Raw genomic sequence first — 16,161 nt, 5'->3', positions numbered from 1 at the left:
GGTCTTCAGCACCAATAAAATGTCGCGGGGTGGAGCAGCTGGTAGCTCGTCGGGCTCATAACCCGAAGGTCGTAGGTTCAAGTCCTACCTCCGCAACCAAAAAAATAATATGGCGGAATAGCTCAGCTGGCTAGAGCATTCGGTTCATACCCGAAGTGTCGTAGGTTCAAGTCCTATTTCCGCTACCAAAGAAACCTGTGAGTAAATCACAGGTTTCTTCTATTTTTTGATATGTGTTACAAAATTGAAATATTTATATTTATCATGGGATTTAGATACAAACATGTTGAATTTTAAAAGATCGCTCAAATATATGACATTTGATTTCATAGAAAATAGTTTTTTTTAGTTTAATTGTCTAAATGAAATATGAAAAAAAAAACTTAGAAATATATGTCCTAAAAAAAATATAACCTCACCTTAGTTTATGACATTTATTTCCAAATGGCTTTGCTATAATATAGAAAGTAATTAAATAAGGTGGGTGTTATATGATGCAATATGGAGTGGAGGTTTTTCCATATCAAAGAATTAAAAAAATAAAAAGTGATGTAAAAAAACAAAAGCTTGAAAATCTATCAAATTTATTTAGAATTATTAGCTATTTTACAGTTGCGTTTTTAATAAGTAGGGTGCTTATGGTAAACCTTATGGCACCATTTGGAATAGCCTACTTAATAGCAATTATAGTTTGTGAAGATAGCAAGATATCATTAGTATCTGGCATAGGGACTTTTTTAGGTTATGTATCTTTATATAATAATGTTAAAGATTTACCGGTATATTTCATAGTAACAGCAACTCTTTTGGCTTTAAACTATATATTAAAAAATATAGAGGAAAGAAGAAGATTATTACTAATATTCTTGGTTATTTTTTTGGAATTTTCTCTTTATAAACTATTATTAGTTAAATTAAGTTTATCAGTAGCTTTTTTAACCTCATTTTTTGAAATTACATGTATCTTTCCATTATATTTTATTATTAATTATTCAATAATATGCTTCAGAGAAATAAAAACTAGGCATTTATATACCAATGAAGAGATAATAAGTATGGCAGTAACTGCATCTCTTGCTGTAGCGGGAACTTGGGGGACAAGCATACATGGTATATCTATAAGAAATGTTATAGCATTAACTTTTGTATTAATCCTAGGGTATGTAAAGGGAAGTTCTGCAGGAGCGGCAGTTGGTGTAGCAATTGGAACTATAATAGGAGTCACATCCAATGACATGATAGTATCTATAGGTGTATATGGTTTATGTGGCTTAATATCTGGAGTATTTCGAGAAACTGGAAAATGGATGAGTGGAGTGGCTTATATAGTGTCTTTTTCTGTATTAAAAATGTATTCTGATATAGGAGTACAATTCAAGATTGTAGAATCAATAGCAAGTTGTGTGATTTTTTTTGCAATACCACAGAAAATTTACAAAAATTTAGAATTGGAATTAGACTGGCAAAAGAAGGAGGAGCATCTTAAAGGAAATTCTTTTGAAAAAATCAAAGGCATTTTAATAGAGAAAGTCAATAGTTTTTCAGAGGTGCTTTCTAATATGTCAAGAGTATTAGAAAAGTTAGCAGATAACGAAAAACTTGAAATGAAAACTAAAAGTAGTGCGTTGATAGAAAATTTAGCTGATAGAGTTTGCTCAACATGCACTATGAAATCTATGTGTTGGAAGAGAGAAACGTTTTATACCTATAATGCGTTTGGTGAACTTATTCAAAATTATCAAGAGAAAAAGAAGGAGATGCCAACTGAATTAGAAAGAAAATGTGCTAAAAGATCAGTTCTTACAAAAAACACTGAAGAGATTGTCAATAATTATATTATTAATGAAATGTGGAGAAATAGGCTAAGTGAATGTAGAGGATTTTTAGCAGATCAAATAGAAAATATGGCCGACTCTGTAAGTGAAATTGTAAAAGAATTTAATGACAGCATAAATTTTAATACGGAAATTGAAAATAATGTAAGAAAAGTGTTAAATAAAAATAATATATATTATAGAGATATATTTTGTTTTAATGATAAAAATAATAGACTTGTTGTTAAGTTATCTATGGAGGCTTGTGGAGGTGAACAACTATGCATAAAGAAAGTTTTGCCACTGTTGAATAGCGTTACTGGAAAGTGTATGTGCGTGAGTGATGAAGGATGTAACATAAACAAGCTAATGAACGGATGTAATGTTACTTTTGAGGAAACCCCAAGATATCATGTGGCAGCATATGTTGCTACAGAATGTAAAAACGGTGAGACTTGTAATGGAGATACTTATAGTCTAGAAAAGCTTCCAGATGGAACATATATGACTGTAATAAGTGATGGAATGGGATCAGGACCTCAAGCTAGTAAAGAAAGTAGTGCAGCAGTAGAATTAATAGAAAGATTTGCAAAGGCAGGCTTTAATAAACTTACTGCAATAAATACAATAAATTCTATTATGACTATTAAGTTTTCTGAAGCTGAAAAGTTTTCGACATTAGATCTAAGCAGTATGGATTTATATGAAGGAGAAATAGATTTTATGAAAATAGGGGCAGTTGCAAGCTTTATAAAAAGAGGAGATGAGATTGAAGTAATAAACTCGAAAACTTTGCCTATAGGGGTCTTAGATAAACCGGATATAGATATAACTAAAAAGAAACTTAAGAGTGGTGATATCATAGTTATGATAAGCGATGGAATATTAGATTATGAGAATGAAGCAGCAGGTAAAATTGAATGGATTATAGAATTCTTAAAAAGCTCAACAAATACTAATCCAAAAGAATTGTGTCAAAATATTATAGATAAAGCTAAAGAATTGAGTGGAGGAAAAGTAAAGGATGATATGACAGTTATTGTTCAGAAAGTATATAATTTATATTAATTTGAAAAGAAATAATATAAAATTAAATACGCATATAAAAATGCGTATTTAATTTTTGTTTTTAATGCAATCATAATAGTAAGTAGATTATTCTAGGTTTGAAACTCTACATTAATATCTATTTATGATATAATTAATATGCAATTTTGAAAATAAAACTAATTTTAGGAAGTGTTAACTTTGATAGAATCTGTGCTAAAGACTATAAGAACAAATAACATGTTCAGTAAAGGGGATAAAGTAATAGTAGCAGTATCGGGGGGACCCGATTCAATATGTCTTTTACATATACTATATGCTTTAAAAGATGAATTGCAAATAACATTGTATGCAGCGCATGTCAATCACTGTTTAAGAGGGGAAGAGGCAAATGAGGATGAGCTATATGTTAAAAGATTTTGTGAGAATTTAAATATAGAATTTAGAAGCAAAAGAGTAGATATAAACCAAATGGCTGAGACAAGAAAGATGTCCTCAGAAACTGCTGGTAGAGAAGCGCGATATGAGTTTTTTTATGATTTAAAAAAAGAGTTTAAAGCTCAAAAAATAGCCATAGCTCATAATGCTAATGATCAGGCTGAAACTGTTCTTATGAGAATAATGAGAGGTACTGGTATGGAAGGTCTAATTGGAATAAGGCCTGTTAGAGATAATATATTTGTGAGGCCTTTAATAAGATGCATAAGAGAAGATATAGAAAAATACTGCTCGAACAATAATCTTAATCCTAGGATAGATAAAACAAACTTGGAACCAATATATGCAAGGAACAAAATAAGAGTTCAGCTTATACCATACATGAAAAAAAATTTTAATGAAAACATAATAGAGGTTTTAAACAGATTATCAAACGTTATAAAAGTTGATAATGATTATCTAGAAGATATTGCAAAAGAAAAATATAAAAAATATTGTGATATCAATAAAGAAAAGGTTATAATATCTAAGGAAGCATTTTTAGAAAACGAAGCTATTATCGCACGAATTATAAGACTAGCGCTCTACGATGTATCTAGTAACTTGTATAATTTTGAAAGAATTCATATTTATGATGTTTTAGATATTCAGAGACATTCTACAGGAAAGATGCTTATGCTTCCTAATAAGGTTTGTGTTAAGAATAATTATGGAAACATAGTTATATGCAAAAAACAAAAAGATAATCCAGATGAAACTTACAGCAAATACATATTAAATAACGGATTAAATGAATTAAAGGATGTTAACTTAAAAGTTACACTTGAGTTAACTAACAATTCGATCGATGCTGTTTCTGAAAGAGAAACTTTTATCAAATATTTTGATTATGATAAAATTAAAGGAGATATATCGATAAGATATAGAAAAGACGGAGATCGTTTTACACCACTAGGGATGAGAGGAAGCAAGAAATTAAAAGATTTATTTATAGACTTAAAGATACCTAGGGATGAAAGAGATGAAATTCCGCTTATATGTTTTAATGATGAAATTGCATGGATAGTGAACTATAGAATAAGTGAGCTTTTTAAAGTTGATAAAAATACAAAAAGAATTTTAAAAATAATAATTGAAAGTGAGGAAGCTTAGATGAATTGCATGGAGCAAGACATAAAAGAGATATTGCTTAATGAAGAGCAGCTTAAATCCAAAATAAAAGAGATAGGTAAGCAGATAAGTCGGGACTATGAAGGAAAAGATTTAATGTTAGTTGGAATATTAAAAGGGTCAGTACCATTTATGGCGGACTTGTTAAAAGAAATAACGATACCATGTACCATGGATTTTATGGCAGTGTCAAGTTATGGTAATTCAAGTAAAACGTCAGGTATAGTAAGAATTTTAAAGGACTTAGATTTTGAAATAGAAAATAAGCATGTATTAATTGTAGAGGATATAATAGATTCCGGTACTACGTTAGCATATCTAATAGAATATTTAAAGGGTAGAAAGCCAGCTAGTCTCAAAATAGCATGTCTTTTAAATAAACCTGAAAGAAGATTGGTTGAGATCAATACTAGTTACGTTGGATTTGTCGTGCCAGATTATTTTTTGGTAGGTTATGGACTTGATTATGCAGAAAAGTATAGAAACCTACCTTATATTGGCATACTAAAAGAAGATATTTATCAATAAATTGTACCAAATTTATTGTAATGAAATTTTCCTTATGATACAATTTTACAATATAAAACTAGAAAGAGAGGGGGGCCTAGAATGAAAAAATTTTCAAGTGCAACGGCCTGGGTTATAGTATTTGTATTAGTAATTCTTGCAGCATTAATGCTTGTAAGAACAAATGAAAATTCAACAGCCATAAATTTTAATGAATTTCAAAAATATTGGTTAGAAAATAAAGTAACTAGTTTTGAAGTAAAAGAAGATAAGATGACAGTAGTGGGTACGTTAAAAGATGGCCAACAATATGAAACCGTAGTTCCATCAGAAAGATTGTTCCAGTTTATAGGAGATCACCCTAAAGACGGTGATGTAAAAGAGGTTTATGTTAAGCCAGCAACAGTACCTATGTGGGTGCAATATTTACCTACTGTACTTTTAATATTAATGCTTGTGGCATTTTGGTTTATGTTCATGCAGCAATCTCAAGGCGGTGGAGGAAACCGTAATGTTATGAATTTTGGAAAAAGTCGGGCTAAAATGGCTACTCCAGATAAGAAGAAAGTAACATTTGACGATGTTGCGGGTGCAGACGAAGAGAAAGCTGAATTAGCAGAAATAGTTGACTTTTTAAAGCAACCTAAAAGATATATAGAAATGGGTGCAAGAATACCTAAAGGAGTATTGCTTGTTGGACCTCCAGGTACAGGAAAGACTTTACTCGCAAAGGCTATAGCTGGAGAAGCAGGAGTACCATTCTTTAGCATATCAGGTTCAGATTTTGTTGAAATGTTTGTAGGAGTCGGAGCTTCAAGAGTCAGAGATTTGTTTGATCAAGCAAAGAAAAATTCTCCATGTATTATATTTATAGATGAAATAGATGCAGTGGGAAGACAAAGAGGAGCTGGACTTGGTGGCGGACATGATGAAAGAGAACAAACATTAAACCAATTACTTGTTGAGATGGATGGATTTGGTGCAAATGAAGGAATAATAATGATAGCAGCAACTAATAGACCAGATATACTAGACCCTGCGCTTTTAAGACCAGGAAGATTTGACAGGCAGATATTAGTTGGAGCTCCAGACGTCAAAGGCAGAGAAGAGATACTTAAAGTACATTCAAAAAGTAAGCCTTTATCTGATGAAGTTAAGCTAGATGTGCTTGCAAAAAGAACTCCGGGTTTTACTGGAGCCGATTTAGAAAATCTTATGAATGAATCTGCTCTTTTAGCTGTAAGAAAGAATAAAAATGTAATAGAAATGGATGAACTTGAGGAAGCCGTAACGAGAGTTATCGCAGGCCCGGAAAAGAAAAGCCGTGTCATTGCAGAAGAGGATAGAAGACTAACTGCTTACCATGAAGCAGGGCATGCGGTGGTAATGAAATTATTACCTACAGCAGATCCAGTTCATCAGATAAGCATAATACCAAGAGGTATGGCTGGTGGATATACAATGCATCTTCCAGAAAAGGATACTGCTTATATGTCTAAGACAAAGCTTCAAGATGAAATTGTAGGTCTTCTTGGAGGAAGAGTTGCAGAAAAGCTTATAATAGGTGATATAAGTACTGGAGCCAAGAATGATATAGACAGAGCAACAACAATATCCAAAAAAATGGTTATGGACTATGGTATGAGTGATTTAGGACCTATAGCTTTCGGTTCTGGACATGATGAAGTCTTCTTAGGAAGAGATTTAGGAAAAGGAAGAAATTTCAGTGAGGAAGTAGCTTTTGAAATAGATAAGGAAATTAAAAAATTGATTGATGAGGGCTATGGAAAGGCTGAAAAACTTTTAAGTGAAAATATATCAAAACTTCATGCTGTTGCTAAAGCTTTACTAGAAAAGGAAAAGCTTGAGGCAGTTGAGTTTGAAGAGATATTCAATAACGCATAAAGATAGAGGTTTCTAACCTCTATCTTTTTTATAAAAAGTATATATTAAAACTTGAATAATAATGATATAATCAAAATGTATGTCTAATTTTAAAATAAATTTTAATGAAATGAGATGATTGTTATGGAGTTTAATGTTAAAGAGGGAATAACATCTACAATAGAGACCTGTGTAACTGAAAATGATACGGCTCGTAAGTTGGGGTCAGGTAATTTGGATGTATTTTCAACGCCAATGATGATAGCTCTTATGGAAAATACATCCAAAAGTTGCGTGGACCTACATTTACCGTATGGATACACAACTGTAGGAATAGAGGTTAACGTAAAACACCTGAAAGCTTCAGTTGTTGGTATGAAAATAAGATGTGAAGCTCTTTTAACAAAAGTCGAAGGTAAAAGGCTTTTCTTTAATGTTCAAGCATGGGATGAAGCCGGAAAAATTGGAGAAGGAACTCATGCAAGATATATAGTAAATAGTGAGGATTTTATGAAAAGGGTGCAGCTATAGATGCAAAGTATATAACCTTTTTTCTTGACAAATGCGATTTAATTGTTAAAATTAAATTATTAAACTGACAATAAAATGGGTATACTATAGGGCAGCTCGAAAGCTGCTCTTTAATTATGTTTAACGTTAAAATATATCAGTTGTTAGAAAGGTGGTGCACTAGATGATTTTAGTTTTAGATGTAGGAAATACCAATATAGTTCTTGGAATTTATAAAAATGAGGAGCTTATTGCTAATTGGAGATTGTCTACAGATTTTCAAAGAACAGCAGATGAGTATGGTATTCAAGTAACACAATTGTTTTTACAAGGCAAGCTTGACCCAGCAGATGTAGAAGGGGTAATAATTTCATCAGTTGTTCCTAATATTATGTATTCATTGGAACATATGATTGTAAAATATTTCGAAATAATACCGATTGTAGTAGGTCCAGGTGTGAAAACTGGAATAAATGTAAAATACGACAACCCTAAGGAAGTAGGAGCAGATAGAATAGTTAATGCAGTTGCTGCCCATGAGATTTATGACAGATCTCTTATTATAATAGATTTCGGTACAGCTACAACATTTTGTGCAGTAACAGCGAGGGGTGACTATCTAGGAGGGACTATATGTCCTGGTATTAGGATATCTTCAGAAGCATTATTTGAAAGAGCGTCTAAACTTCCAAGAATAGAGCTTATAAAGCCTGCTAAAGTTATTGGCAAAAATACAGTGACAAGCATGCAAGCTGGGATAGTTTATGGCTATATAGGTCAAGTAGATTATATAGTTGATAAAATGAAAAAAGAAATGACACAACTTGGGGAAGCTGAACCTTATGTTATTGCTACTGGAGGATTAGCAAAACTTATTAGTGAAGAATCTAAATTTATTGACATAATAGACTCGACTTTAACATTAAAAGGGTTAAGAATTATCTATGAAAAGAATAAAGAATAGGTGCTAAGATGAAAATAAAAAATTTAGAGTTTGATAATAATGTATTTTTAGCTCCTATGGCAGGTGTTACAGATATAGCATTTAGAGGACTATGTAAAGGAGTGGGCTGTGGTCTTGTATATACTGAAATGGTAAGTTCCAAAGCTTTGTTTCATGGAAGTAGTAATACACAGTCTCTGTTGGAAATTTCAGAGGAGGAATCACCAGTTGCTGTGCAAATATTTGGTAGCGATCCTTATGTAATGGCAAAATCTTGTGATTCTTTTAATAGTAATGATAATATTTGTATTATAGATATTAATATGGGATGTCCAGCGCCAAAGATAGTCAAAAATGGTGAGGGTTCAGCGCTTATGAAGCAACCTGAATTAGCAGAAGAGATAGTAAAAGAAGTAAAAAAAGCTTCGCTAAAACCTGTAACAGTAAAGTTTAGAAAGGGATTTGATTCTAATAATATCAATGCAGTTGAATTTGCAAAGAGATTAGAACAAGCTGGCGTAGATGCCATAACTGTTCATGGTAGAACTAGAGAACAAATGTACGAAGGTAAGGCTGACTGGGATGTAATAAGACAAGTTAAAGAAGTTGTAAGAATTCCTGTTATAGGAAATGGAGATGTGGTGTCTTCAGAAGATGCATTAAAGCTTTTTGAAGAAACTAAATGCGATGGAATAATGATAGGTAGAGGTTCCATGGGAAACCCTTGGATATTTAGTCAAATAAAGAATAAACTAAATGGTAAAGATATAGTTTATCCTACTACTGAAGAAAAGATAGATATGTGTATAGAGCATTATAGAAGAGCAATTTATTATAACAGTGAAGATAAGGCAGTAAGAGAAATGAGAAAGCATATTGGGTGGTATATAAAAGGTATGGAAGGTAATAAAGAAATAAAAGACAAAGTAAATTATGAGAAAAGTAGTGAGATAGCAATAAATATTTTAATAAACTATAAAAAACAATTACTAGGTGAACAATATTATAGGTAAAAGTATTGTAATTTTTTATTATATATGCGAATAAGATAATAGCGTAAGTAATTTTAAGGGAATATCATATTATAAAATAATGAAGTTCTGACATTATGATTACTAGAAAATTAAAATCTTATTTTGAAATTTGAAAATGTTGACATTAGTATAATGCTGATTTATAATTACTTAAATGATTAATAAGGTTATGTCATTATAGATAAAAGAGTAACAATATTCATATAGGAAATTTTAGCAAAATGTCAAAAGGGGAGAGGAAAATGAGCGAAAAAAAATATGTAATGACTTATGAGGGTGTAAAAAAGTTAGAAGATGAATTAGAGTATTTGAAGACAGTTAAAAGAAAAGAAATAACAGAAAAAATAAAAGTTGCACTTTCTTTTGGCGATTTAAGCGAAAATGCTGAGTATGATGAAGCTAAAAATGAACAAGCATTTGTAGAAGGTAGGATAGCTCAACTTGAAAATATGCTTAAAAATGCTACTATAGTGGATGAAAGTGAAATTCCAACTGATATAGTTAGTATAGGATCTATTGTAAAGGTTAAGGACTATGAATTTGATGAAGAAGTAGAGTATACTATTGTAGGATCTGCAGAAGCTGATCCGTTAAATAATAAAATATCTAATGAATCTCCAGTTGGAAGTGGTCTTGTAGGAAAGAAAGTTGGAGATATTGTAGAAATACAAATTCCGGATGGAGTAAGTAAGTATGAAATACTTAATATAAGGCGATAAGTGACATAAGAAAATATTGGAGGGTTTATTAATGGCTAATGATGAAAAGAATTTAAAAAAGTTGGAAGAAGATTTTAATGCGTTGATTAAAGAAAGAAGACAAAAGTTATCAAATCTTCAGAGTGAAGGAAGAGATCCGTTTGATGTTTATAAAGTAGAAAGAACTCATACATCAAAAGAAATAAAAGACAATTATGATTCGCTTGAAGGAAAAGATGTTACTGCAGTAGGAAGACTTATGTCAAAGAGAGTACATGGAAAAGCTGGATTTTCCGATATTCACGATAGATATGGAAAAATTCAGTTATACATAAAAATAGACGATGTAGGTGAAGTAAAGCTTAAAGAATATAAGACTTTTGACATAGGTGATTTTGTATCTATAACAGGAACTGTGTTCAAAACTAAAACAGGAGAAGTATCTCTTCATATAAGAGATTTTCAACTTATTTCAAAATCATTAAAACCACTTCCGGAAAAGTGGCATGGATTAAAGGACCCAGATTTAAGATATAGACAAAGATATGTTGATTTGATAATTAACCAAGATGTAAGAGATACATTTATGAAAAGAACTGGTATTATAAAAGCTATAAGAGAGTTTTTAGATAATAAAGGATTTTTAGAAGTAGATACACCAATCCTTTCTCCAATAGCTGGGGGAGCTGCAGCAAAGCCTTTTGTTACACACCATAATGCTTTGGATATAGATATGTATCTTAGAATAGCTACAGAGCTTTATTTAAAGAGACTTATAGTAGGTGGTTTCGAAAAAGTATATGAAATGGGTAAAAACTTTAGAAATGAAGGTATAGATGTAAGACACAATCCAGAATTTACAGCAATAGAATTATATGAAGCTTTTGCTGATTATAATGATATGATGGAATTAACTGAAAATATGGTAGCATACGTGTGTGAAAAGGTTCTAGGTACTACTAAGGTTACTTACGAGGGTACAGAAATAGATTTCACACCACCATGGAGAAGATTAACTATGGTAGATGCAGTTAAAGAGTATGCAGGAGTAGATTTTAATGCTATAAAAGATGATGATGAAGCTAGAGCAATTGCAAAGGAAAAACACGTGGAATTTAAGAAAGAATTAAAAGATTGTTCAAAGGGAGATGTACTTATCGGATTATTTGAAGAGTTTTGCGAAGATAAGTTAATGCAGCCTACTTTCATTTGTGATTATCCAGTTGAAAATTCCCCTCTAACAAAGAAGAAGAGAGGAAATGAAGCTTTTACTGAAAGATTTGAAGGATTTGTATATGGTAGAGAGATATGTAATGCATACTCAGAGCTTAACGATCCTATAGTTCAAAAAGATAGATTTTTACAGCAGTTAAAAGAAAGAGAACTTGGAGACGATGAAGCATATATGATGGATGATGATTTCATAAATGCTTTAGAAATAGGTATGCCTCCAACAGGCGGTTTAGGAATAGGAATAGACAGACTTATAATGTTCTTAACAGATTCATCTTCTATAAGAGATGTTATATTATTCCCAACAATGAAACCAACACAACAGTAAATAATTTTATAATGAAGTCGACAACATGTTAACATGTTGTCGATTTATTTGAATAAATGATAAAAATAAATAAAAAAACATAAAAAAGTGAAAAGAACTATTGATTTTTTTTGAAAAGTTGATATAATAATAAATGTAAGTTGTTCCGTGGTAGCTCAATGGTGGAGCATTCGGCTGTTAACCGAAGGGTTGGAGGTTCGAATCCTCTCCACGGAGCCATTTTTTATTTTTTGAAGGTCAAAAATGTATACTCGCAGTAATAAATGAGTATAATATAAATGTACATAGAAAAATTTATATTTTATATTGACTATCTTAGTATATTGCTATATCATTGTTAATATAATATTCGCTATGATAAAGAAGAGTAATAGTAAATGTCTTAAAAGAGAGGTTGTGCATGGTGCGAGCAACTAAGGATTTATTATGAAGGGAACTTTTGAGCGATAAATTAAGAGTAGGGCGTATGCCAAAAAGGGTGGAACCGCGGAAAGTAATTTTCGTCCCTTTGTGGTAATAGGTCTTTTTTTATTATAAAAATAAATATCTTGCTATGACTAAGAAAAGTAATAATAAATAAACTTAAAAGAGAGGTTGTGTATGGTGAAAGCAACTAAGGGTTTATTGTGAAGGGAGCTTATGAGCAGGAAAATGAAAAGCAGGGCATATGCCAAGAAGGGTGGAACCGCGGAATAATTTTCGTCCCTTTGTGGTGATAGGTCTTTTTTTTATTAATATTATTTAGTTAAAGTTTATTAATGTTTTATCAAATTAATTTCAGGAGGTAGTATTTATGAAAGTTGAAAAGACTATGGATAAGGTAGTAGCATTAGCTAAAAATAGGGGTTATGTTTACTCAGGATCAGAAATATACGGAGGTCTTGCAAATACTTGGGATTATGGTCCTTTAGGCGTAGAACTGAAAAATAACGTTAAGAGGGCTTGGTGGCAAAAGTTTATTCATGAGAGTGAGTATAATGTAGGAATTGATGCTGCAATTTTAATGAACAGTGAAGTATGGGTTGCTTCAGGTCACGTTGGAAACTTTTCAGATCCTCTTATGGATTGTAAAGAATGTAAGGCTAGGTTTAGAGCAGATAAATTAGTTGAAGAACATTTGACAGCTCAAGGTGTAGAAAAAGCTAGTGCCGATGGATGGAGCAATGAAAAACTAAAGGCATATATAGATGAAAATAATATAGAATGTCCTAGTTGTGGAAAGAAGAACTTTACCGATATAAGAAAGTTTAATTTAATGTTTAAGACTTTTCAAGGAGTAACAGAAGACTCTAAATCAGAAATATATTTAAGACCAGAAACTGCTCAAGGGATATTTGTCAACTTTAAAAATGTGCAAAGAACTTCAAGAAAAAAGGTTCCTTTTGGTATAGGACAAATAGGTAAATCTTTTAGAAATGAAATAACTCCAGGTAATTTTACTTTTAGAACAAGAGAATTCGAACAAATGGAGTTAGAGTTCTTCTGCAAGCCAGGTACGGATTTAGAATGGCATAGTTATTGGAAAGAATATTGTTGGCAATTCCTTTTAAAGCTTGGAATTAAAGAAGAGAGCATAAGATTTAGAGATCATGAAAAAGAAGAATTGTCACATTATAGTAATGCGACTTCTGATATTGAGTATAAGTTCCCATTTGGATGGGGAGAGCTTTGGGGTATAGCAGATAGAACGGATTATGATTTAAAACAGCATCAGGAACATTCAGGCAAGGATATGTCTTATCTTGATCCTGTTACTAATGAAAGATATATACCATATTGTATTGAACCTTCAGTAGGTGCAGATAGAGTTGTATTAGCGTTCCTAGTAGATGCATATGATGAAGAAGAATTAGAAGATGGAGATGTAAGAAATGTGTTACATTTACATCCAGCTATTGCACCATATAAAGCAGCTATACTTCCTTTGACTAAAAAGCTTTCTGAAAAGTCACTAGAATTATATAGTAGATTACAAAAAGAATTTAATGTAGACTATGACGAAGCTGGAAGTATAGGAAAGAGATATAGAAGACAAGATGAGGCTGGAACTCCTTATTGTATAACAATAGACTTTGATACTTTAGAAGATGATACTGTTACTATAAGAGATAGAGATACTATGCAACAGTTTAGAATAAAAATCGATGAAATAAAAGACTTTATAAAAGGAAAATTAGAATTCTAAAGATATAAAGGGTTATATGCTGCATAACTTAAATAGTGATGTGTAGTATATAATCCTCTATTTTGTTTATATATTAATTTGAAAATAAATAAAAAAAATAAGCCAGGTATCATACCTGGCAAAATAGGGTTTAATCATGGGGATATGTTATATGTTTAATTAAAACTTGGGGAATTATATTAATGTTTCCTTACGGCACAAGCTAAGTATAACATATAAAGACAATAAATCACAATACTCAACAATAAAGTCTTTAAATTAAATATATTCTTACAATTTCGACTAAAAATAATATATTAAGTTAAGTGTAGTATGTAAAAAATTAAAGAATATAAGTATTCTAAATTAGGGTATTAACTTTGATTATAAACTGGAAAAAAGATAATGATAAAGTAATTCAAATAGATATTAATAGTGATATAATTAAATGTAAAAGAATGTTTATAGGAATAGAATAAGTATTAAACTTTATTAAATAGTCGCTTTAGAGTGGAGGGTTTTTGATGAAAAAAGACTTTAATGATTTTAAAAGTTTTATAAAAGGGAAAAAAACTGCAGTAGTAGGTATTGGAGTAAGCAATAGACCATTAATAGACTTTTTACTTAAGTTAGGGGCAAAAGTTAGCGCTTTTGATAAGAAAGATGAAGAAGAGCTTGGAGAAATTGCAAATGAACTTAGAAAAAAAGAAGTTGAGTTGGTTTTAGGAGAAAAATATTTAGATAGATTACTAGGATTCGATGTAGTATTTAAGACACCTTCTATGAGAATAGATAGCCCAGCATTAGTCAAAGCTAAAAGCGAAGGTGCATATATAACCTCAGAAATGGAGGAGTTTGTAAGGTATTGTCCAGCAAAGATTTATGGGATAACAGGAAGTGATGGAAAAACTACAACTACCACCTTAATTTATAATATTTTAAAAGGACATGGATATAAAACATGGGTGGGTGGAAATATAGGTACTCCGTTATTTAGCAAAATAGAAGAAATGAATCTTACAGATAGAGTAGTGTTGGAGTTATCTAGTTTTCAGCTTATGACTATGAATGTTTCACCAGAGGTAGCTGTCGTAACTAATCTTAGTCCAAATCATTTAGATATGCATAAGGATATGGACGAGTATATTGATTCAAAAAAGAATATTTTTAAGTATCAAGAAAGTATGGATTTACTTGTACTAAATAAAGACAATGAATTAACTAATTCCATGGTTGATGAGGCTAAAGGAAATTTAATTCAATTTACTATAAAAGAATACGTGGAACAAGGTGCATGCTTTAAGGATAATAAGCTTTATATAGATGGTGAAATAGTATGTTCTTTAGGTGAAATTAAATTAAAAGGTATGCATAATGTAGAAAATTTACTTGCAGCATTTAGTGCTGTAAATGGAGATGTTAGCATAGAGAGTATGAGAAAAGTAGCTACTACATTTTCCGGAGTAGAACATAGATGTGAGTTTATAAGAGAATTAGACGGTGTAAAATACTATAATGATTCTATAGCATCAAGTCCAAGTAGAACATTAGCAGGACTCAAAGCTTTCGAAAAACCAGTAATTTTAATTGCGGGGGGATATGATAAAAAAATACCTTTTGAACCTTTAGCAGAAGAGGGATACTCAAAAATTAAAGTTCTAATATTAGTAGGCGCTACAAAGTACAAAATAAAAGACGCTTTTGATAAGGTAATGGCTAGTAAAAATAGAGAATTACCTATAATAATAGAGAATAGTTTTGAGGATGCTGTATATAGAGCACAAAAAATTGCAATATCAGGAGATATAGTTACACTTTCTCCAGCTTGTGCTAGTTTTGATCTGTTTCCTAATTTTGAAATAAGGGGAAATAAATTTAAAGAAATAGTCAATAGCTTAGGTAGAGGCTAATATGGAGCGGGATATAAGTTGCAAATATTTTAGTATTTGAAACTTATATCCCGTTCTGTTTTCTAGAGAGAATTTGAATAAAAGCTAGAAAAGTAATGTTAACTGTCCCAGGTGTATCTGCATGAAAAAAATGTAGTAAAGTCAAGAATTATAAAGAAATGTAGGAATAAATCCATATAACCAATTTTGAATTCAGTTTCTGATAGCAAAATTATGATAAGATAACACATGTCGCTTAGTGATGCGGCGGTTCTCAAGAAAAATTAATAGCACAAAACATTATACAAATTTAATGTTTAAATAGTTGCTAATTATGTTTCAAGAGGAAGTTGAAAAGATTTTTAAAAAAAGTCTTGACAACTAGAAAATGAGATGATAAACTATGATAGTCGCTTGGATAGAGTGGCGATGATCCTTGAAAATTAAACAGAGGTTAAAAGCTTAAATAGCTTTTATTAAGTAAAGTAAACCAGCAATTCTT

The 16,161-nt window shown here is 31.2% G+C and carries 11 protein-coding genes, 3 tRNA genes and 2 other annotated features; all 14 genes read left to right on the top strand.

Annotation, left to right across the window (positions count from 1 at the left end; translation table 11 throughout):
• The first annotated feature begins 23 nt into the window (after nucleotides 1-23).
• The 14 genes from I6U48_RS26220 (at nucleotide 24) to murD (ending at nucleotide 15,680) form a co-directional block, all read left to right on the top strand.
• Nucleotides 24-99, top strand: a tRNA-Met gene (locus I6U48_RS26220).
• Between the two features lie 12 nt (nucleotides 100-111).
• A tRNA-Met gene (locus I6U48_RS26215) sits at nucleotides 112-188 on the top strand.
• Nucleotides 189-494: 306 nt separating this feature from the next.
• Nucleotides 495-2,882, top strand: a complete 2,388-nt coding sequence (gene spoIIE / locus I6U48_RS26210) for a stage II sporulation protein E (protein ID WP_218323469.1) — start codon at nucleotides 495-497, stop codon at nucleotides 2,880-2,882.
• A 180-nt stretch (nucleotides 2,883-3,062) separates the two neighbouring features.
• Nucleotides 3,063-4,451, top strand: coding sequence for a tRNA lysidine(34) synthetase TilS (tilS, locus tag I6U48_RS26205; RefSeq protein ID WP_218323468.1), 1,389 nt, complete (start codon nucleotides 3,063-3,065; stop codon nucleotides 4,449-4,451).
• On the top strand, nucleotides 4,452-4,997 hold the full coding sequence (hpt, locus tag I6U48_RS26200; RefSeq protein ID WP_218323467.1) for a hypoxanthine phosphoribosyltransferase: 546 nt from the start codon (nucleotides 4,452-4,454) through the stop codon (nucleotides 4,995-4,997).
• A gap of 81 nt (nucleotides 4,998-5,078) precedes the next feature.
• Nucleotides 5,079-6,881: an ATP-dependent zinc metalloprotease FtsH gene (gene ftsH, locus I6U48_RS26195; protein ID WP_218323466.1), complete on the top strand. Its 1,803-nt coding sequence runs from the start codon at nucleotides 5,079-5,081 to the stop codon at nucleotides 6,879-6,881.
• 123 nt (nucleotides 6,882-7,004) lie between these two features.
• Entirely contained in the window at nucleotides 7,005-7,391 is a 387-nt protein-coding gene (locus tag I6U48_RS26190; protein ID WP_218323464.1) for a thioesterase family protein, read from the top strand.
• 163 nt (nucleotides 7,392-7,554) lie between these two features.
• The gene (locus I6U48_RS26185) at nucleotides 7,555-8,334 is read left to right on the top strand and encodes a type III pantothenate kinase (RefSeq protein ID WP_218323462.1); all 780 of its coding nucleotides are present in this window, start codon (nucleotides 7,555-7,557) and stop codon (nucleotides 8,332-8,334) included.
• Nucleotides 8,335-8,342: 8 nt separating this feature from the next.
• Entirely contained in the window at nucleotides 8,343-9,326 is a 984-nt protein-coding gene (dusB, locus tag I6U48_RS26180; RefSeq protein ID WP_218323461.1) for a tRNA dihydrouridine synthase DusB, read from the top strand.
• Between the two features lie 263 nt (nucleotides 9,327-9,589).
• Nucleotides 9,590-10,066 carry a transcription elongation factor GreA gene (gene greA, locus I6U48_RS26175; RefSeq protein WP_218323459.1) on the top strand — a complete coding sequence of 159 codons (477 nt, stop codon included), beginning with the start codon at nucleotides 9,590-9,592 and terminating at the stop codon, nucleotides 10,064-10,066.
• 31 nt (nucleotides 10,067-10,097) lie between these two features.
• Entirely contained in the window at nucleotides 10,098-11,606 is a 1,509-nt protein-coding gene (lysS, locus tag I6U48_RS26170; protein WP_218323457.1) for a lysine--tRNA ligase, read from the top strand.
• A 144-nt stretch (nucleotides 11,607-11,750) separates the two neighbouring features.
• Nucleotides 11,751-11,825: transfer RNA gene (locus I6U48_RS26165), tRNA-Asn, on the top strand.
• Nucleotides 11,826-11,951: 126 nt separating this feature from the next.
• Nucleotides 11,952-12,117 (top strand) — a binding site (T-box leader).
• Nucleotides 12,118-12,150: 33 nt separating this feature from the next.
• Nucleotides 12,151-12,316, top strand: a binding site (T-box leader).
• Nucleotides 12,317-12,399: 83 nt separating this feature from the next.
• Nucleotides 12,400-13,791 carry a glycine--tRNA ligase gene (locus tag I6U48_RS26160; protein WP_218323449.1) on the top strand — a complete coding sequence of 464 codons (1,392 nt, stop codon included), beginning with the start codon at nucleotides 12,400-12,402 and terminating at the stop codon, nucleotides 13,789-13,791.
• Nucleotides 13,792-14,294: 503 nt separating this feature from the next.
• Nucleotides 14,295-15,680: a UDP-N-acetylmuramoyl-L-alanine--D-glutamate ligase gene (gene murD / locus I6U48_RS26155; RefSeq protein WP_218323448.1), complete on the top strand. Its 1,386-nt coding sequence runs from the start codon at nucleotides 14,295-14,297 to the stop codon at nucleotides 15,678-15,680.
• The last annotated feature ends 481 nt before the right edge of the window (nucleotides 15,681-16,161 follow it).

Origin of the sequence: Clostridium thailandense (genome assembly GCF_019207025.1) — a bacterium.
In the GTDB taxonomy this organism is placed as follows: domain Bacteria; phylum Bacillota; class Clostridia; order Clostridiales; family Clostridiaceae; genus Clostridium_AM; species Clostridium_AM thailandense.
The sequence above is the reverse complement of the archived record's forward strand: the minus strand, read 5'-3'. Positions and strand labels throughout refer to the sequence as shown.